Source organism: Bacillus sp. FSL W8-0116 (genome assembly GCF_038003825.1).
Lineage (GTDB): Bacteria > Bacillota > Bacilli > Bacillales > DSM-4216 > Bacillus_O > Bacillus_O smithii.
The window spans coordinates 2,905,571-2,924,671 of record NZ_JBBOPY010000001.1 but is presented as its reverse complement, the minus strand read 5'-3'; the positions used below and the strand labels follow the sequence as shown (position 1 = coordinate 2,924,671).

Sequence of the window (19,101 nt, the reverse complement as noted above, 5' to 3'; positions counted from 1 at the left end):
TTATATGGACTCAATCATTTGAAAAACGGGAAGCATCACAGAAAGATAAATCGAAATGACAGACAGTCCGACAATGATAAAAATGGCAGGCTGCAAAATCGCTAAGGCTTTCCGAATCTTTTTTTCCAGTTGTTGTTCGCAAAAATGACTGAAATACTTTAATTCTTGCTCCAAATGACCACATTTTTCCCCGTGCCGGATCATGGCTGCCAGATGAGAATCAAAGAAAGGAAGATCTTTCACCACATCCGCAAAGGAGCTGCCTTGCTTCAGCTCTTGATTAATTTCATTTGCAATATAGGCAAAAAAAGGATAAACCGTCTGTTTATGAAAAATTTGGAGAATCTCATTAACAGCAAAACCGGTGGAAAGCAATTGGGAAAATTCTTTGGAAAATATTTGAGTGAAATAAAGGGTAAAATAATCGCGGACAAATGGGAGTTTTAATAGAAGTTTTCCTTTTCTCCCCGGGGATTGTTTAGAATAATAAGCTAGAAACAGGAAAACGGCTGTCACTCCAACAATGGTTATAAAAAATATGAGTGAAGGAGCGGTTTGAAGAAATAGCATAAAAAAGCGGGCGCTTCCGCTTGCGGTGAAACCAATGGAGGAATAAAGAACTTTAAACCGCGGCAAAATCCATTGATCCAAAAAGAAGAGTATGATCAAGAGAAGGAAAAGGAGAAAAGCCGGGTACTGAAGCAATTTCAACATCTTTTCCTTCGTTTTGTTTCCTTTTCTCAGTTGGTTTCCGGCATATAGTAAAGTATCCGCAAGCTTTCCATGCCTTTCAGCAAAATACACCTGCAAACAAACCATAGAAGAAAACTCTAATTGCTGAAGGATTTGTGAAAGCGGGGCTCCGTTCTTCAACTGCGAAGTTGCCATTTGCAGAGTGCTCTGATCGCGCTTATACAGATTCATAAACAGAAATTCCAACGAATCTCCAATGTTGAATCCTTCATTCAACATTTCTCCAAGCCTGTAGATAAAATCACCTTCATATCTTTTTCGGTGTTTCCTCTTCCAAAACCCAGCGATCCAATTCATCATTCGCAAGAAATCCAAGACCAATCCCCTTTCGTATGAGTTGTTTCAGCGTTGGATAAGTGTATCGTCCTTCCTTTCCAATGGCTTCCTTTAAAACTTCTTGCAGTACTGCACCGCTGATGATTTCATAAATGGTCGCGCGCTTTTGACGAAACTGACTAGGACAATAGGGAGAACAAGATTCCCCGCATAAAGGGCATAAAAGCCGTACAAGCCTTTGAGCCGAAACCGCCACAAGCGTCTGTTGAATATCATGCCATTCAATTCCAAATTCAAGCAACCGATAAATAGCTCCTTTGGCATCCTTTGTATGCATCGTGGTCAAAACTAAATGACCGGTTAACGCCGCTCTCATAGTGATGCGGGCGGTTTCTTCATCACGTATTTCTCCGACAATGACAATATCGGGATCATGGCGGAGAATAGCCTTAAGCCCCGCTGAATAGGTCAGACCCGCTTTCTCGTTCACTTGAAGTTGGAGCCAGCCGTCATTCTGGCGCTCCACAGGGTCCTCCAACGTAATCACTTTCTGATTAAAATGACGAGTACTATGGGAAACAAGAGAATAGAGTGTAGTGGTTTTGCCGCTGCCGGTTGGACCGGTGAAAATCATTAGACCGTGGGAATAACGGAGAAGAGCTAAAAGCTTTTTTACGGAGTTTGGAAAGAGAGACAGACGATAAACATCCATGAAGGATTTTTGCGGTGAAAGCCGAATGGCCAAACTTTCTCTCTGAAGCACGCTCGGAAGAGTGGAAACGCGGAGAGCGATTTTTCCTTTCTTCGTTTCTAATAGAAGGGACCCGCTCTGAGGCTTTCTTTTTTCGCTGATATCCATCGAGGCCATATATTTGAATTGGGAAATCAGCCGTTCTCCTTCCTTGACTGTCAGCTTCAGAAAAGGCGTCAACAATCCGTGAGTGCGTAATTGAACTTGATATCCATGTGTTTTGGGCTCAAAATGAATATCTGTCGCAAACAAGGAAAGCGCGTCTTCCACTAGTTGTTCCACATTTCTTTCATAGGACAAAAACGTTCGCACCACCTTTCTTATCCCGCTTTCCTTTTTTCTATTCGACTATTTCCGCAAAAATCCTTCAAAAATATTTAAAATTTTTCGATGTTTTTTGTCCATCACTAATAAACCACTTTCCAGTTTTCATCGACGACTGCCTCAATGACTTTGTGTTTTAAAAAATAATTGGCAATTAACTCGGGGACATCGATCGGAATCTCCTTCACAACGGGCTGGTTTTTATACATCCAATAGTCACCGCCTCCGCCAGCGCGATAATGATTCATCACGACATCTACTTGTTGGTCTGCACGAAGCGGCTGACCCTTATAATTCAAGTGGGTCACACGTTGTCCGACAGGTTTGCGAACATCAATGATATACTCGATGCCTTCCCACATATCGTAGTTATAATGCTGAGGCTTGGGCGTCGTAAATTCATCGCTTACCCGTATCGAACCGTCGGCAAGCTGTTCAAAATAACTCGCTGATTTTTCCAACGCGTCTTTTATGACCTTACCCTTCACCCGCAATACAACCAATGTGTTCGGATAAATGTAGTTGGCGACCACACTGCGCATCGTCACAATGGATGAGAATCCCGGAGATTGATTATCAAACAAAGCCGTGTTGGAGATATCTACGCCGGCGGCATCCATTTGAACATGATTAATAAATTCAATGAGAGGGTGATCTTTTAATCGAATTTCCATTGGATCAGAAACGGTCATATCCCCTTGAATATACCCAATCGGTTGATCAAGCCATTTTTGAACAGCTTGTTCATAGGGTTCTGCCAATCTTATCACTTCTTGATCTGGCTCCACCCCGTTCACGGAAAGAAGTTCTGAATGTTTGCCTTTTATGCGGCATCCATCGTCTGTCTTCTCCATTTCCACCGTTACTTTTCCAAGAGCAATCCCATTACATCCCGGTTGAAGAATCGTTACGCCATTAATGTTTTTTCCAGCGAGCTTGCGATGCTGATGACCCGTGAGAAGCACATCGATGCCCGGAACTTCCATACATATTTGATACGCTTGATTTTCGCCGGTAAACGTTTCGGTTGCCTCACCTGTGTCAAGATCACGTTCAAATCCGCCATGATAAGCCACCACGACAAGATCAGCCTTTTCCTGTTCTTTCAAAAAGCGGACCCACTTCTTGGCCGTCTCTGCCGCATCATCAAAGCGAAGCCCCTTGATATGTTCTTTCTTTTCCCAGTTAGGTATGTATGGTGTCGTTACTCCTAGAATGCCTATTCGAATTCCTTGAGAAACGGTTTTTATGATATAAGGTTTGCCGAAATAAGGTTTTTCAGTTTCTTTGTCTATGATATTTGCAGAAAGCCATGGATAGGCAGATTCATCTACAGCCTTGTTCAAAAATTCCAATCCGTAATTGAACTCATGATTGCCGATGACTCCGGCATCATACTCTAATTGATTTAAAATTTTGATCATTGGGTTAGGTTCATGACTTTGAAAACGTGCATGATGGTAAGTCAGAGGGGTTCCTTGAATGACGTCTCCGCCATCGATTAACACAGCATCAGGATTTTTTCCCCTTTCTTTTTTTATCAGGGCAGCCACTTTCGCCAACCCTTTCTCTGCCATTTCGTTAGTCCCGTAGTTGATCGGCAATATGTTTCCATGTAGATCGCTTGTTTCCAATATGACTATCTCCACTGTTTGCATATTAAAACCCTTTCTCTTATAGTCAGAAATTTCATTTTCTTCAGTATATCAAACCTTTTTTCACAGTGGGAATATCTTCATGACAATTTAAGCACAGTTTGAAAAGATTCAGTGGTATGACCTGACATTGTCAGAAAGAAAACAAATTTTTCTTCATATGTATTCCCATATTGGATACATGCCTATCCAAGATACAAACTTTGATATTGCTCGATGATACAACGAAAAATTTGCAACGCAATATAAAAATCAAATGAGTTTAAGAGGGCACACACTTTAGCGATCTTTTCCTGTCCAGCGACAACACGTGTCATCTCAGTCGATATTTATAAAAGAAAAAGACGAATGTAAAAAGATGTCGAATGTATTTCCAACATCTTTTTTATTTCGTAAAATAACATAACATTATATTTTGCATCAAAGGGGGGAAGGATATTTTTGTATAAAAACTTTTCAATAGGTCTTTGGATCATTGCTTTTTTAATGATCATTTTTTCTGAAAATCCAAATGGATATCTTTTTATTACTTTATGGCTAATAGGTGCTTTTATAGGGTACGTCGGAAAGCGTAAGGATAAAAAAAGCCTTGTATTGAACCATATCGCCATGTGGGGCAACTTATTGACTGTGATCATTTATATTTTATGGGTAATTGTTGTTGGTGTTATTTGGAATTCTCCGTAATGCCAGTTAAAGAAAACAATGGCACTCATGTATGAAAAGAATAATGTAACCCCACGAAATTTGACATATTTGGTAATGAAAGCGTTATTTACATTTGGATGCCCTTTCCATTATAATGTTTTTAATAATGAGAGGGCCAAAGGAGGGATGCATTGTGGATCGAATGTTTCGTGTACTTGGTTTTTGGACCGCCATCTTTACAATCATGTTTTATTTGGGAGACATGAAAATCACCGCGCTCATTTTCTTGGCACAGACAGGTTTTTTTTATCTATTGGGCTATTTGAAACTGTCAGAACGTATGTATATGTATGTCTTTGGAGCTTATTTGACGATTTTCTTTGCAGGCTTCACGTATTGGACGAACTTCATGATGCCATTAGGCGGCGGACAGTAATACACGCACCATACGATCAAGACATGGCTACGCTATCCTAAGCTTTCGACCGGTCTAACATTTAATTCTGCACTCCTTAGATACACACCTTAAAAACAACGAAAAGCTCTCGCTGCCTTTGAGGCAGCAAGAGCTTTCAATCGAAGAAACAACTATTTGGGAATGGTGGCTGTTTTGATTTGTTCATCATTTTGGCGGCGATTACGTGCACTTTCTTTTTGGAGTTTTGCAACTAAATAAACGGCTGTTAAAATCGTTGCGGAAATGAGCCAAAATCCGTACGTATAAGAGTTGGTCCATTGTTTAAACATCCCTAGAATATTAGGCAAGAAGAATCCCCCTAATCCACCAGCCGCACCAACGATTCCTGTCACTAATCCCACTTCTTTCATAAAATACTCGGAAATCGCTTGAAAGACGGCTCCATTGGCTGCGCCTAAAAATAGGAATGTCAAAAGCAATAAAGGAAGCGAAACAGACAGCGGGGGAAGAATACCGACCAAAAAGAGGGCAGCGAAAGTCCCGATGAATAACCAAAAAATCAATGAAAGCCCGCTATACCTGTCTCCTAAATATCCGCCAATCGGCCGAGCGCAACTCCCAGCTAACACGATGAACGTGACAAAATCACCTGCTGTTACTTTATCCACTCCGTATTGATCCAAGAAAAATATAGATAAATAACTAGTCAATCCAACAAATCCACCAAAAGAAAGGCTGTAAAAAAAACTGAATAGCCATGTTTCCTTCCTTTTGAACACGCGTTGATACTCAACGATTTTGGTTGGCCTGACAGCCGTTGGGCAGTCCTTCGCAAACAAACAGAAAATGACCAATACGATGAAAAGCGGGATAAGGGCCAAACCAAAGACTGCATTCCAACCATACGCTTCTGCCAATCTTGGACCAAATAAAGTCGCCAACACCGTACCGCTATTTCCTGCTCCAGCAATGCCCATGGCTAGCCCCCTATATTCCTTTGGATACCATCGGCTTGCTAACGGAAGGGCAACCGCAAAACTTGCGCCGGCAATCCCTAATAAAAAACCTAATGCATAAATTTCATTCAAGCCATCTGCCAGTAACCACCCCCAAAACAAGGGAACCATCGTTAAAATCATTCCGATGATACCTATTTTCTTTCCTCCCCAACGGTCAGCCAGAAGCCCCATCGGAATACGGAGCAAAGCGCCGCCCAACACGGGTATGGCGACCATCATACCCTTTTCAGCGGAAGTCAACCCCAAGTGTTCTGCTATAAATGTGCCTGTAGACCCTAAGATCACCCAAATCATAAAACTAATGTCAAAGTACAAAAATGACGAAACTAACGTAGGTACATGACCAATTTTAAAAAAATGTTTGACGGTCATTTTCGTTCCCCCTTTGAAAACCTTTTTCCCAACCCGTAAAATGCCACCATTCTTGCCATTAGACCTTTTTATACACTTTTTTCCAAATTTACCATTGGGCGAATCTTGACAGCACAAACTTTAAAACCGGGCATTTTGCAAACAGGATCAAGATCATCCGTTGTAATTTGATTAATATTTTGCTTTCGGCCCCAATGAATAGGCACAAATACTGTATCTTCGCGAATTTTTAAGGAATATTTGCTGCGCGCTACAGCCGAGCCCCTTGCTGATTCTATTTTTACTAAAACATTCGGTTCAATTTTATATTTTTTTGCTGTCTTTGGATGTATTTCAATAAATGATTCCGTATAGCGGGCTGCCAAAGCCGGACTTCTCCGTGTCTGCACCCCCGTTAAATAATGCGGAAGCACTCTTCCGGTTGTTAAATAGAGCGGGTAGTTTTCAGATATGGATTCCTTTGGATATTTGTTTTCGATAGCCATCAGTCTTGCTTTTCCATCCGGATGGGCGAATGCTTGTTCAAACAGTCTTCCCGTTCCTGGATGACCGATGGAAGGACAAGGCCAGTATACTCTTTCTCTCCGGAGGCGGTCATACGTAATTCCGTAATAATCGGCTTTTCCTCCTTTACTCGCCAGCCGCAGCTCTTCAAAAATTTCTTCCGGTGAAGAAAAGGAAAAATAGGTTCCTTTCCCTAAGACTTTGGCTATTTCACAAAGAATTTGCCAATCATGTTTGACTTCATTGGGAAGTTCTTTTTTTGCTGGCCGCCATGTAACTCTCCCTTCAAAATTGGTCATCGTCCCCTCGTCTTCCAAATAGCCAGAAGATGGCAACACTAAATCAGCCAACTGCGCTGTCTCTGATAGAAAGGTGTCTACCACAATAAGACATTGTAAGGATTTCAATGCTTTCTCAACGAATAAGGCGTTGGGATTAGACATGACAGGATTTGAACCCATCACAAATAGTCCCAAAATTTCTTTTTTGGCTATTTTTTGCATCATCTCGAAGGCGGATACCCCTTTTCCCGGCAAATCCTTTTCATCTATTCCCCATACTTTCGCTATATATTTTCGATGTTCAGGATGAACAATCGAACGATATCCGGGAAGTTGATCTGCTTTTTGCCCATGTTCCCGTCCTCCTTGGCCATTTGCTTGTCCGGTAATGGCTCCAAATCCACATCCAAATTTGCCAATTTTTCCAGTCACCAGGACGAGATTAATAAAATTTCTTACAGTCAAATATCCGTTTGTTTGCTGTTCAACTCCTCGAGCGGTAAAAATCATTCCTGTTGGCGCTGTCGCATATTGTCTAGCTGCCAATCGTATCTTTTCTGCCGGAATATCTGTTAACGCCTCGATTTCCTCCAATTGAATATGGTTCATATGGGCTTTCAGTTCTGCAAATCCTTCCGTTTTCTGATCGACAAAAACTTGATCCACATATCCTTCCTCAAAAATGACTTTTAAAAATCCGTTTGCTAATGCTGCATCTGTTCCTGGTTTCACTTTTAGGTGCAAATCGGCCAACTTACTCGTGGCTGTTTCCCTCGGATCAATCACTATGATAAAAGCTCCGTTTTGTTTCGCTTGATGAAAATACGGCCAGATGGTCGGCTGACACTCGGCTATATTGGTTCCCGCCAAAATGATGCAGCTAGTATAGGGGATTTCCGTGATCTTGTTTGTAAGTCCACGATCCATTCCAAACGCATCATTCATGGCGGACGCTGCTGCGGACATGCAAAAGCGACCGTTGTAATCAATGTATTTTGTCTTTAAGGCCACACGGGCGAATTTACCGAGCAAATAAGCTTCCTCATTGGTCAGTGATCCGCTCCCGTAAACTCCAATAGAGTCACAGCCATTCCCTTTCTGAATATTGAAAAAATTTTCTTTAATGAACTCCAACGCTTCTTTCCAACTGACACGGACAAATTTTCCATCCGCTTTTAAAAGCGGATACTGCAGACGCTCCGGATGGTAAGCATGCTGATGCGCATTTAACCCTTTGATACAAAGACGTCCATTGGAGGTCGAGTTTTGGGTCGGCGCCACTTTATACGTTTTTCTTTCGCCTTCGGTCTTCTCCAAAATCTGCATTGTACATTGAACGCTGCAAAACGGGCACTGTGAATGCAACAAATTGGCTGAAGAATCCTGTTCTTCAAAACGCAAACCATTTCCTAATACTTTCGTCATTGAGACTCACCTAATTCGTCGATGATGTATAAAAGTTTGTGTAAAGCATTTTGCTAGAACAAAAGAAAAAAGGTAGGGTATTCTCTGATTGGACGAAAAACATTCCAGAGAAAGGAGAACCCTACCTATGTCTAAAAGAAGTATACCGAATGTCGACTGGGCAAATCAACTGGAAAGTGTCATTCGTCAGTTTGTAAAGGAAAAATTAGAACTGATCATGCGGGAAGAAATCAAGAATTTCCTCGAAATAGAGCAGGCCGGAACATCGAATATGAGAAACGGCTACTATCAACGAAATCTAGATACGCAATATGGCCGGATTGAAGGTCTTTTGGTCCCTAGAGACCGAAACGGAGAATTTCAAACCCAATTGTTCGCTCCTTACCAACGCCATACGGGCTGGCTCGAGGAAGCCATCATCAAGATGTATCAAAGTGGTATGAGTACGCGTGAAATTGGCAAGTTTATTGAACGAATTTTAGGCAAGGCCTATTCTCCTTCAACGATCAGTCGTATGACCGATATCGTGAAAGAAGACATTGAGAAATGGCACAAACGTCCCCTGCACAAACGTTATTCTGTCTTATATTTAGACGGCTTGTATGTAAAACTTCGTCGCGATACCGTGGAGAAAGAAGTGGTTTATGTGGTGTTAGGGGTGAACGAAGAAGGATATCGCGAAATTCTTGATTTCTTTGTGGGAGGACAAGAAAGCGCCTATGTATGGCAGGAAATTCTTCAACACCTCTACCAAAGAGGCGTACAGGAAGTGCTTCTGGGCGTATTTGATGGCCTTCCGGGGCTAGAGGAAGCCTTTAAGGCTGTTTATCCGAAAGCCGATGTGCAGCGCTGTGTCGTTCACAAAGTCCGCAACACCCTAAATCGTGTTCGGAAAAAAGACCAATTCGAAGTGGCCGAGGATCTCAAGCTGATTTATCGTGCGCCGAATAAGGAGATGGCGTTACAAATGTTTCAACAGTTTGAGTCGAAATGGTCCAGCAAATATCCAAGAGAAGTTCAATCTTGGGCCAATGAGTTGGATGTCCTCCTTACATTTATGGATTATCCAAGCAGTATTCGAAGTGTGATTTACACGACCAATGCCATTGAACGAACGATCAAAGAGATTCGGAAACGTCTAAAGCCGATGAACAGTTTGAGTAGTTTAGAAGCCGCTGAAAAAATCGTGTATTTGACGATTCAAGATTTTAACGAGAAATGGGCAGGAAGAAAGTTACGAGGATTTGCCGAAGCGCATGAAGCTCTTCAACGAATGTTTGAAGAACGTTATTGTTAACCAAATATTGTAAATAAACAAAATAAGGGGATTCTCCCTTTCCACACAAGAGACTGAATATTCAGTCTCTTGTGTGGAGAAAATCAGTCCCCTATCAATTCAAATCCATTTCAGAGAAACCCTACCCCATTTACATTACACAAAATTCTTGACGGTACCAATTCGTCAAACTGTATATATATCGTTCCGTTTTCGATCTCGACTGGAAACGTTTTGACACATCCTTGATCAGGAGCTTGCACAATTCCATCCTTGACGGATATTTTCCAATCATGGTAAGGACAATAGACAAATTCTTCACAAAGTATGCCTTGTGAGAGATCCCCACCTTTATGCGGACAACGATTCTCTATCGCATATACACGGCCATCTGTTGTACGGAACAACGCGATCTTCGTATTTTGAATGGCAACGGTCTTTCCCAGTCTCTCCGGAACATGGCGAACAGATCCTATTTTAATTCGCATATTTTCATCTCCTCCTAATGATTTGCCGGAATTTTGGTCGTTATGTTTCCAAATAATTGACTCTGTATTCCTTTATTCTCCACAATTTCTTTCCACGGATCTGTCGTTGCAGCTAATGTCTCCTCAAGGCGCTGAAGCAGTTGTTTTCGAAAATCAACATCAAAGATCGCTTCACGAATTTTCTCAATCCCTAGACGTTCAACCCATTTAGATGTTCTTTCTAAATAACGAGCGGTCTCACGATAATATTGAAGAATGGCACTTGACATTTCGATCACTTCTTCCTCGGTTTCCACCGTACAAAACAAATCACCCGATCGCAAATGAGTTCCGCCGTTTCCACCTACGTAAATTTCCCAGCCGCCATCAACGCCGACTATGCCGATATCTTTTATACCGGATTCCGCACAATTGCGCGGACAAGCCGACACAGACATTTTTACTTTATGAGGAGTCGAGAGGCGCTCGAGTTTCTTTTCTAATCGGATCCCGAGCTGGATGGAATCTTGAGTTCCAAAACGGCAAAATTGTTTGCCGACACATGTTTTTACTGTGCGGAGCGCTTTTGCATACGCGTATCCAGATGGCATATCCAGCTCTTCCCATATTTTAGGCAGATTTTCTTTTTCAATCCCCAATAAATCAATTCGTTGCCCCCCTGTTAATTTGATCAAGGGAACATTGTATTTTTCCGCCACATCCGCTATTTTCCTTAATTGTTCCGCCGTCGTTACACCCCCATAAATTCTCGGAACCACTGAATAAGTACCATCCGCTTGAATGTTCGCATGCAAACGCTCATTTACGAAGCGTGAATCCTTTTCGTCGTAGTGTACGGTAGGATAAAGCATTCCTAAATAATAGTTCAAGGCCGGACGGCATTTGGAGCAGCCTTCTTTATTTTTCCATCCCAATTCATCCATAACTTCCTTAACGCTTCTTAGCTGCTTTCTTTTGATTTCAGCGATCACTTCATCACGGCTTAATGTTGTACATCCACAAACCGTTTCTTTCAACGTGCTTTTATCGAATTTTTCTCCCAGCGTATATTCTAAAAGTTCTTCTACCAAGCCTTTGCAGCCGCCGCACGAACGAGAAGCATTTGTACAATTCTTTACTTGTTCAACTGTCGTTAAGCCCTGCTCCACAATCGCTTTGCAAATCGTTCCTTTTGACACCCCATTGCAGCCGCAAACAATCTCATCATCCCTCATAACCGAGGCGGTGTTTTCATTGAGAGCTCCTGATTCAGAAGACCATAGCGATAATTGAAACGTTTCCGGAACCGTCTCCTCTTTTCTAATCCATTCCATCAGTTTTCGGCTTTCATTCGTGTCACCGACTAATATAGCTCCTACTATTCTCTTGTCGCGAATAACTACTTTTTTGTAAATTCCTCGATACTCATCATATATTTTCATTGACTTGGTATTGTCAGAATCGGCAATGATCCCTGCGGAAAATACATCAACTCCTGAAACTTTCAATTGAGTCGATAAGACGGATCCATTGTATCCTTTCCCTTTTTGATGACAAATTGTCTCAGCCAAAACTTTTCCTTGTTCATAAAGAGGCGCCACCAAACCGTAAACAACACCGCGGTGCTCAGCGCATTCTCCTACCGCATAAATATTAGGAATATTGGTTCGCAAGTAATCGTCGACTAGAATGCCGCGGTTGACATGCAAACCGCATTTTTTAGCCAATTCTATATTAGGCTGAATTCCAACTGCCATGACCACCAAATCTGTCTCTAATTCCATTCCATCGCTGAAGCGGATTCCGTTCACCCTCTCCAAACCCATAATTTCAACCGTATTTTTTTCTAAAAGGAAATTCATCCCTTGATCCTCTAATTGCTGCTGCAGCAATCGGGATGCAGCCGGGTCCAACTGGCGATCCATTAGGTGTTTTCCAATATGAACAACATCCACCTTCATCCCTAAATTCAGCAAACCTCTAGCGGCTTCTAATCCAAGCAATCCTCCACCGATCACAACGGCCCTTTTATAGCTTTTCGCACTTTCGATCATCTTTTCACAATCTTGAATATCGCGGAACCCCATCACCCCCTCTTTTTCTGCTCCAGGTATAGGAAGAATAATAGGTTTTGAACCTGTCGCAATAATCAATTGATCATACTCCGTTTCTCTTCCTTTGTTTGTCATGACAATATGCCGATCCGGATCTATCGCTGTGACTTCTTCTCCTGAATTCAAACAAATTTGGTGCTTCTCATACCAATCCCAATCGTTAAGGGTAATATCGTCTAAACTTGTTTTCCCTTGCAGCACGGATGACAATAATATTCGATTATAATTCGGATAAGGTTCCTTTCCAAATATCGTAATATCAAATGCGTTTTCATCAATCTTTAAAATTTCCTCTATACAGCGAACACCGGCCATACCATTTCCGATTAATACCAATTTTTTCTTCATAAAACGCCCCCCAATTTCGACAAGATGACTTTTTCCATGTCCAAAAAAACAAAAACATCGAAGAAGAACGCTCTTCCAAACGATCCATTTTCAACGACAGTTCACCTATATAACATATATTTGTTATATTTATTATAAATAATATTCATAAAATTATCAATATTGTGTTAATAAAAATAACACAGAAAAGAATAAGATCTTCTTTTTCATAAATGTATGTAAGATATAATAACACAAAATGAACCAATGGAAGCCATTCAACGGTGTAAGACATCAATCAAAATGGGGGCAATTGAAAATCTAAATCGAGTTCTAACATACTGCCGCTGGAACGGATCCTCTTTTAAACTATTGACACAATAAAAATCTTGATTTATCGTAAAAAGAAATCCCCTCCCATTGCGAAAAGAACATCCCACAAAAACCCTTCTCGGACCTGAGAAGGGTTTTTCGCTTTTATTGAATATTTGTTCGTTCAACTGGCATCATAGTAAGTGACTGATGGGATCAAAATCCATTTAAAAAAGGATTCATATCCATTTCGTTTTCGATGGAGGTTTCCGGACCGTGTCCAGGTAATACAACGGTTTCTTCAGGAAGAGTGAGGAGACGTTCATGAATGCTTTTCAAAAGATCTTCATGGTTTCCGCCGGGGAGGTCTGTCCGACCAATACTGCCATTGAACAGCGTATCTCCACAAAAAACAGCTTCCAATTCCTGCGAATAATAAGATAGGCTTCCCGGTGAGTGGCCGGGGGTTTCCAAAAGCTGAAAATGAAAAGATCCAAGCGTCAGTTCTTTTTCCACCGTTAAAATCACATCAGCCGGCTTTACTCGAACGGCTTTATCTCTTAAAAAAAGCTGAGAGCCGTTCAATGTCGGATCCAAAAGCCATTTAGCTTCATTCTCATGGACATATACAGGAATCCGATACGTTTCTCTTACTTGATCAACCGCGCCAATATGATCAAAATGAGCATGCGTCAATAATATTGCCAGCGGCTTCAACTCGTGTTGATCAATCCACCGGCACAGCTTATCCCCTTCATCGCCGGGATCGAAAATGATACAATCTTTGTCATCGTTCCATAAAATATAGCAATTCGTTTGCAGAGGTCCAAGCGGCATTCTGCTCCATTTCATTCGTTTCTCCTCCTTTTCGCTTTTCCATTAGTAATCGTATCACAAATAAAGAGAGTCATCCCTGTGACAAAACATTTTATTTCAACTCGACAAAGAGATGAAAACACTATAAAATGATGGTAAAATACAATTTGCTTCCTGGTTTTGAAAGATATACCATATATAAACAGGAAAGGAGATTCAATCATGGGTCTGGTCATTATCTTCTCTCTTATTACCTTGCTTGCGTTATTCGGAACTGTGAGCGCTCTCAAAAACAAAAACATTCTGGGAATTGTGTTTGGGCTGGCGACTTTAGGCGTATTTGGCTGGTTTACGGTTATGACGGTTCTTCACAGCGGTTATCCCGGGGTATAAAAGTGGACCTCGCTGTTGTTAAGCGAGGTTTTTTGTTCTTTTTCTTTTTTACTTTCTCCGGATACAAGCGACAGATAATCAAAACGCCTGTTCAAAATGATGCAATCGATGCACTGTCCCATAATCTCCTATCATCCAAGCAGTGCACACAACAATATTCCTGATACGTCTCGATAAATTTCCTTCCATTGCGAAAGAGGCAACGGGTTCAAACCTTTACCCAGTTCGATCGTAAATCCTGATTTTCCAAATTCTTGAATAAACCAATCTTTAAATCCGGCATGACTATCCACGTACCTCACCGACTTATAGCCGCTCATTCTGGAAAACCATTTGGCCAAAACTTCCGCTTCTTTCGGTTCTTTTCCTTCATACCCCCAATAAATCTCTTTGCCTTGAGTATGCAAAGCAATCACTCTGTCAAACTTTTCATTTTTCGCCAGTTCAGCCATCGCTGCAGCTTCCGGTTCTGTCAATGGCTGTTTTCCGGGATAGTCCCGCGGCGCAGGAGATTTTGGCTTTTTGCGTTTTTTTTCAATCTCCCAATTTGCCGGAAACTGATTGTTCAAATCCACCCCTTGAATATTCGCTTTCCATTTCGAAAATTCCTTGCTCCCCCCATTCCATTTCATCAATTGTTCACGCTTGGATTCCGGGGGCCCATTTAATACTAAATCGACGCCATCCGGGTTCACCATCGGTACAACGGACAATGTAATATGCGGGTAGAGAGAATAAGCTTGAATTCCGTGGAAAAAACAGTGGTTGGTCAAAGACAACAAGAAATGTTTGAAAAAAGTGATCAACACAACCGTTGTGATCCATTCATTCGCGTGAAAAGAACCGTTCATATGAATTTTTTTATTTCCTTTTCCAATCTTTAGTTCCCATATCGGTTTTTGATCCACGCTTTCTCCGATTTTTTGAACACGAACAAACGGATAAATAGCCGCAATCCTGTTGATTTCCTCTTCTAATCGTTTGGAGTCATACGGTTGATCCAAGGATGTTTCCAAGTTTAGCACTCGTTTCGGCAAGAAAATTTCATTTCCCGGAAGTAAATGCTGGGGGTCCATGTCGGGGTTGACTGTTTGCAAAGCAGTAGGAGACAAACATCTTTCGATTGCCATTTTCCAAAATGTATCTCCTTTTTTCATACGATAACGTTTTGCCACAAACCCCGGAATCTTTACTTTTTCCCCGATTTTCAAGCATTGAGGGTCCATACCGGGATTGGAATCAGCGATCAGCTGTTCAGGAATGCTGAATAATCGGCTGTAGCGGAAAAACGTATCCCCTTTTCGCACCGTTATATCCATAATGGCATTCTCCCTTCGAATCGCCTCTTATCACATGTATGAACCGCTTCATTTGGTTATGCCGGAAAGAAAAAAGATCGGCTTTTGGGGCTAACGGCTGTTCTTTGTCGGGAAAAAATCATCTTTTTTATAAATACGTGTGCAAATTTCAAGACATCGAATGAAAGAAGAAGGATATGGCAAAAATTCGTTGAAAAAGTCAAACAGAGATTTGATGGAAAATGAAAAAAGCTACTGAACTGGATAACCAATCGTATGGCTCATGTTTTCAATCGGGCCAATTTTGATTTCTATTTGTCCTTATAAAAACGCAGCAAATCGCCATAAATAATCCGATCGGAATAACTTAACTCCGTTTGTGCTGTTTTGCTGAATCGACTACAAACTTGGCGGTCCAATAATTTGCCGCTTTCTTGCTCGTAGCATTGATTTCGAGTATAGACATAATGATCGGTCACCAAGCTCCCATCCCTAAAAGCAACGAAATCCGGGTGATCGCGCGACAAAAGATCATGACCGAATTGAATGTCGTGTTTTGTTTCGATCCCAAGCAAATGTAAAATGGTCGGGCGCAAATCGATTTGACCCGCCACTTCATGAATGGTCATTCCTTTTTTCATTCCTGGGATATGGATAATGCATGGCACTTTTTGCAGTTTAACCGCTTCTAATGGAGTAATTTCCCTCCCTAAATATTGGCTCATCGCCTCATTGTGGTTTTGAGAAATTCCGTAGTGGTCCCCGTACAGAACAATGATCGAACGATCGTACAAACCGTTCTTTTTCAATTTTTCCAAAAAACGTTCCACCGCTTCATCCGTATATCGAGCCGTAACAAAATAGCGGTTGACGATCCCATCATTAGATGTGAATTCACTAATCTTCTGATCTTCAGGACTGTAATAAAACGGATGGTGGTTCGTTAACGTAATCAACTTTGCATAAAAAGGGTTGGGTAATTCTTCCAAAAACTTCGCGGACTGATCAAAAAAAGGAATGTCTTTCAACCCCCAATTGATGACATTTTCCGGCGTTATATGGTAATCGTCGGCACTGTAAAAACGATCATATCCAAGCGCCGGATACATGATATCCCGATTCCAGAAAGATTTATTATTGGCATGCATGGCAGCTGTATAATATCCTGAATTTTTCAACTTTTTCGCCATTGAGTAGTATGTATTCCCTGAATTCGTAAAGAAGACAGCTCCTCTGCCTAAAGGGTACAATGAATTTTCCAGCAAAAATTCAGAATCAGATGTTTTCCCTTGACCCGTTTGATGATAAAAGTTGTCAAAATACAGACTATTTTTGATCAAGCGATTTAAAAACGGAGTAATCTCCTGTCCGTTGACTTTATGGTTTATGACAAAGTTTTGCATCGATTCCATGGAAATGACGATGACGTTTTTTCCTTGTGCAATGCCGAACCATTTGTCACTTGGCTTGGCATAATTCGCATGGATATAATTTTCAATATCAGACAATTCACTGCTGTCTGCTAACGCGCGTTGGGCAGAAGATTTTGACTGAAGCAAAATATCATAAATGTCGTAATAGTAAATTCCGATGTTTTTTACAAGCGCTTCTCGATCAAATGTTCTCGTCAACAGCTGCGGCCTTTCCGTCTCTGCCAAGCCTAAATTTAGACACAACAGAGACGCCGCTACATAAAAATAGGCACGGCGCGAGATAGTAGAAAACGGTTGAAAAGAGATAAAGGAAGGCTTCCTTTTTACGATGAGAAACAGCAAAAGAACGTCTGTAAAAAAGAAGAAGTCGTACCATTGAAATTCTTCCCATGCGCTATTGCCTAAATCTCCAAAATTATTGGTTTGAAATAACAACGGCAATGTAAGGTAATCGTTAAAAAAGCGATAAAAGACAACGTTTGCATATAAGAGCAAAGACAAAATCAAACTGATCGCCACGACATAAGTCATTTGATTTTCGGTTTTTTTCCAAAATTGCCCCAACCCTAAAACAAACAAAAGAAAGCTAAGGGGATTCATCCATAAAATCCAGTTTTGCAGAGTATTTTCTGTATCAATATGAAAATTTGCCAGATAAACGATAAACGTCTTTATCCATAAGAGCAAAACGGCCGCCCATGTCAGCGGAAGCTTCCTTTCGACCAGCCATTTCATGTTCTTCACCCCTTGCTTGATCAAAAGCCAAAAATGCGATACAACTCTACCAACAGCGGAACATCCCTCAACAGATAGAGCAAGATATTCAAGTTTTCTTCAAAATGATTTTTCCATCCGCTGACCGGAAAGACCGTTTCACAGTGCCTATTGTTCACGGCTGAATTCTTTCTTCACAAGCCAGCCTGCCCCGATTACACCGGCGCTATTCCCAAGTGATGCACGTTCAATCTTTGTGGATTCGCCGACAGGCGGGAATGCATACTGTTTAAAATATTTTCGGACAGGGTCCAAAAGAGTGCTTCCGGCATTGGATACACCACCGCCTACCACAATATAGTCCGGATTTAAACTATTGCCTATATTGGCGAGTGCAAAGCCCAAATAGAAGGCAACTCGATCCACGATACGTTTTGCCAAATCATCGCCGCCATCAGCCGCTTCAAATACATCTTTTGCACTTATATCTTGATTGGCATTAAATTTTTCTTTTAAAATGGAACCGCTATCCACTCGCTCTAGCTCCACTTTGGCTAATCGAACGATGCCTGTCGCTGAAGCCACGGTTTCCAAGCATCCTTTTTTTCCGCAATTGCATGAAAATCCGTCTTCGATTTCCACGACGATATGACCAATTTCTCCGGCGGCACCTTTTGCTCCCCGAACAATATCTCCATTGGCAATGACTCCACCGCCAACCCCTGTGCCTAGAGTGACACAAACAAGATTTGCAGCTCCGTTGCCTGCTCCTTTCCACATTTCCCCCAGAGCAGCACAGTTGGCATCATTTTCAACCACAACAGGCAAACCCGTTTCTTTTTCCAATTCTTGTTTTAGCGGATAATCGTCTTCCCAACCCAGGTTGACGGTTTTATAAATTCGTCCGGTAGAATAATCAATCGGACCGGGTGCGCCGAGTCCAATCCCTAAGAGCCTGTCTTTCGTTTCCTTTTTAGCCTGAAGTGTTTCAAAAATCGATTTCGCGATATCCGGAACAATGTTTCGACCTTTAGACGATCGATCCGTTGGGATTGACCAATGATCTAAAATCTCCCCATCCATATTCAAAAAAGCCAGTTTAACCGATGTTCCTCCTAAGTCAACGGCTGCAATCCATTTTTCTTTCGCCATCATCCGCCTAAACCCTCTCTTTTCTCTTTTTCTTTTTGAATTTCATGACGAAGCAGCAAAATGGCGGATTGAAAGTCTTTTGTATCCACTAGCTGCGATTTATACAGTTCCTTTAACTCCATTTCCATCAATTCCAAATCCGCCAGTCTGTCCCCGATATATATAATGGTGCCAAATTGTTTTAAAAGCTGTTGAACATCATAAATCGTTTTCAAAATTCCCCACCAGCTTTCCTTACGACAACTTTATTCCAAGAATAGTATAGGGGACGATTCCAAAAAGAACAAGAAAAACCGTACAGGGACGACTGTAACCGAAGGAAAACATTAGTATCAACCCGTGGTGCTAGATAAAACTCAGACAAGCATAAAAA

The 19,101-nt window shown here is 41.5% G+C and carries 16 protein-coding genes; 4 read left to right on the top strand and 12 right to left on the bottom strand.

Translation table 11 applies throughout. From position 1 onward, the window contains the following. From comGB to N1I86_RS13895, 3 genes are all read right to left on the bottom strand, one after another. Positions 1-1,053: a competence type IV pilus assembly protein ComGB gene (comGB, locus tag N1I86_RS13905; RefSeq protein WP_341096789.1), complete on the bottom strand. Its 1,053-nt coding sequence runs from the start codon at positions 1,051-1,053 to the stop codon at positions 1-3. Then, entirely contained in the window at positions 1,001-2,080 is a 1,080-nt protein-coding gene (gene comGA, locus N1I86_RS13900; protein WP_341097365.1) for a competence type IV pilus ATPase ComGA, read from the bottom strand. Before comGA ends, comGB begins: the two co-directional genes overlap by 53 nt. A gap of 107 nt (positions 2,081-2,187) precedes the next feature. Then, entirely contained in the window at positions 2,188-3,762 is a 1,575-nt protein-coding gene (locus tag N1I86_RS13895) for a bifunctional metallophosphatase/5'-nucleotidase (RefSeq protein WP_341096787.1), read from the bottom strand. Between the two features lie 438 nt (positions 3,763-4,200). On the opposite strand from N1I86_RS13895, the gene N1I86_RS13890 reads away from it, so the two are divergent. Both N1I86_RS13890 and N1I86_RS13885 read left to right on the top strand, forming a co-directional pair. Beyond that, the gene (locus tag N1I86_RS13890) at positions 4,201-4,446 is read left to right on the top strand and encodes a hypothetical protein (RefSeq protein WP_003355334.1); all 246 of its coding nucleotides are present in this window, start codon (positions 4,201-4,203) and stop codon (positions 4,444-4,446) included. A gap of 154 nt (positions 4,447-4,600) precedes the next feature. Continuing rightward, positions 4,601-4,843: a DUF2626 domain-containing protein gene (locus N1I86_RS13885; RefSeq protein WP_003355335.1), complete on the top strand. Its 243-nt coding sequence runs from the start codon at positions 4,601-4,603 to the stop codon at positions 4,841-4,843. A 152-nt stretch (positions 4,844-4,995) separates the two neighbouring features. Here N1I86_RS13885 and N1I86_RS13880 read toward each other — a convergent pair whose 3' ends face one another. Together N1I86_RS13880 and nasC are read right to left on the bottom strand one after the other, a co-directional pair. Further along, complete coding sequence (locus N1I86_RS13880) at positions 4,996-6,216, bottom strand: nitrate/nitrite transporter (RefSeq protein ID WP_341096783.1); 1,221 nt, start codon at positions 6,214-6,216, stop codon at positions 4,996-4,998. 68 nt (positions 6,217-6,284) lie between these two features. Beyond that, positions 6,285-8,426 carry an assimilatory nitrate reductase catalytic subunit NasC gene (gene nasC / locus N1I86_RS13875; RefSeq protein ID WP_341096781.1) on the bottom strand — a complete coding sequence of 714 codons (2,142 nt, stop codon included), beginning with the start codon at positions 8,424-8,426 and terminating at the stop codon, positions 6,285-6,287. Positions 8,427-8,553: 127 nt separating this feature from the next. On the opposite strand from nasC, the gene N1I86_RS13870 reads away from it, so the two are divergent. Further along, the gene (locus N1I86_RS13870; RefSeq protein ID WP_341095507.1) at positions 8,554-9,723 is read left to right on the top strand and encodes an IS256 family transposase; all 1,170 of its coding nucleotides are present in this window, start codon (positions 8,554-8,556) and stop codon (positions 9,721-9,723) included. A gap of 110 nt (positions 9,724-9,833) precedes the next feature. Here N1I86_RS13870 and nirD read toward each other — a convergent pair whose 3' ends face one another. The 3 genes from nirD to N1I86_RS13855 form a co-directional block, all read right to left on the bottom strand. Then, on the bottom strand, positions 9,834-10,190 hold the full coding sequence (nirD, locus tag N1I86_RS13865; RefSeq protein ID WP_341096779.1) for a nitrite reductase small subunit NirD: 357 nt from the start codon (positions 10,188-10,190) through the stop codon (positions 9,834-9,836). Positions 10,191-10,204: 14 nt separating this feature from the next. Further along, complete coding sequence (gene nirB / locus N1I86_RS13860) at positions 10,205-12,631, bottom strand: nitrite reductase large subunit NirB (protein ID WP_341096777.1); 2,427 nt, start codon at positions 12,629-12,631, stop codon at positions 10,205-10,207. A gap of 507 nt (positions 12,632-13,138) precedes the next feature. Next, positions 13,139-13,774, bottom strand: coding sequence for an MBL fold metallo-hydrolase (locus N1I86_RS13855; protein ID WP_327796980.1), 636 nt, complete (start codon positions 13,772-13,774; stop codon positions 13,139-13,141). Positions 13,775-13,960: 186 nt separating this feature from the next. On the opposite strand from N1I86_RS13855, the gene N1I86_RS13850 reads away from it, so the two are divergent. Continuing rightward, positions 13,961-14,131 carry a DUF2759 domain-containing protein gene (locus N1I86_RS13850; protein WP_048623684.1) on the top strand — a complete coding sequence of 57 codons (171 nt, stop codon included), beginning with the start codon at positions 13,961-13,963 and terminating at the stop codon, positions 14,129-14,131. A 131-nt stretch (positions 14,132-14,262) separates the two neighbouring features. Here N1I86_RS13850 and N1I86_RS13845 read toward each other — a convergent pair whose 3' ends face one another. From N1I86_RS13845 to N1I86_RS13830, 4 genes are all read right to left on the bottom strand, one after another. Beyond that, positions 14,263-15,450, bottom strand: a complete 1,188-nt coding sequence (locus N1I86_RS13845; RefSeq protein WP_003355343.1) for a M14 family metallopeptidase — start codon at positions 15,448-15,450, stop codon at positions 14,263-14,265. A gap of 290 nt (positions 15,451-15,740) precedes the next feature. Continuing rightward, the gene (locus N1I86_RS13840; RefSeq protein ID WP_341096774.1) at positions 15,741-17,597 is read right to left on the bottom strand and encodes an LTA synthase family protein; all 1,857 of its coding nucleotides are present in this window, start codon (positions 17,595-17,597) and stop codon (positions 15,741-15,743) included. A 147-nt stretch (positions 17,598-17,744) separates the two neighbouring features. After that, positions 17,745-18,731: an ROK family glucokinase gene (locus N1I86_RS13835; protein ID WP_341096773.1), complete on the bottom strand. Its 987-nt coding sequence runs from the start codon at positions 18,729-18,731 to the stop codon at positions 17,745-17,747. Then, positions 18,728-18,943, bottom strand: coding sequence for a YqgQ family protein (locus N1I86_RS13830; RefSeq protein WP_048623687.1), 216 nt, complete (start codon positions 18,941-18,943; stop codon positions 18,728-18,730). Before N1I86_RS13830 ends, N1I86_RS13835 begins: the two co-directional genes overlap by 4 nt. Positions 18,944-19,101 lie beyond the last annotated feature (158 nt).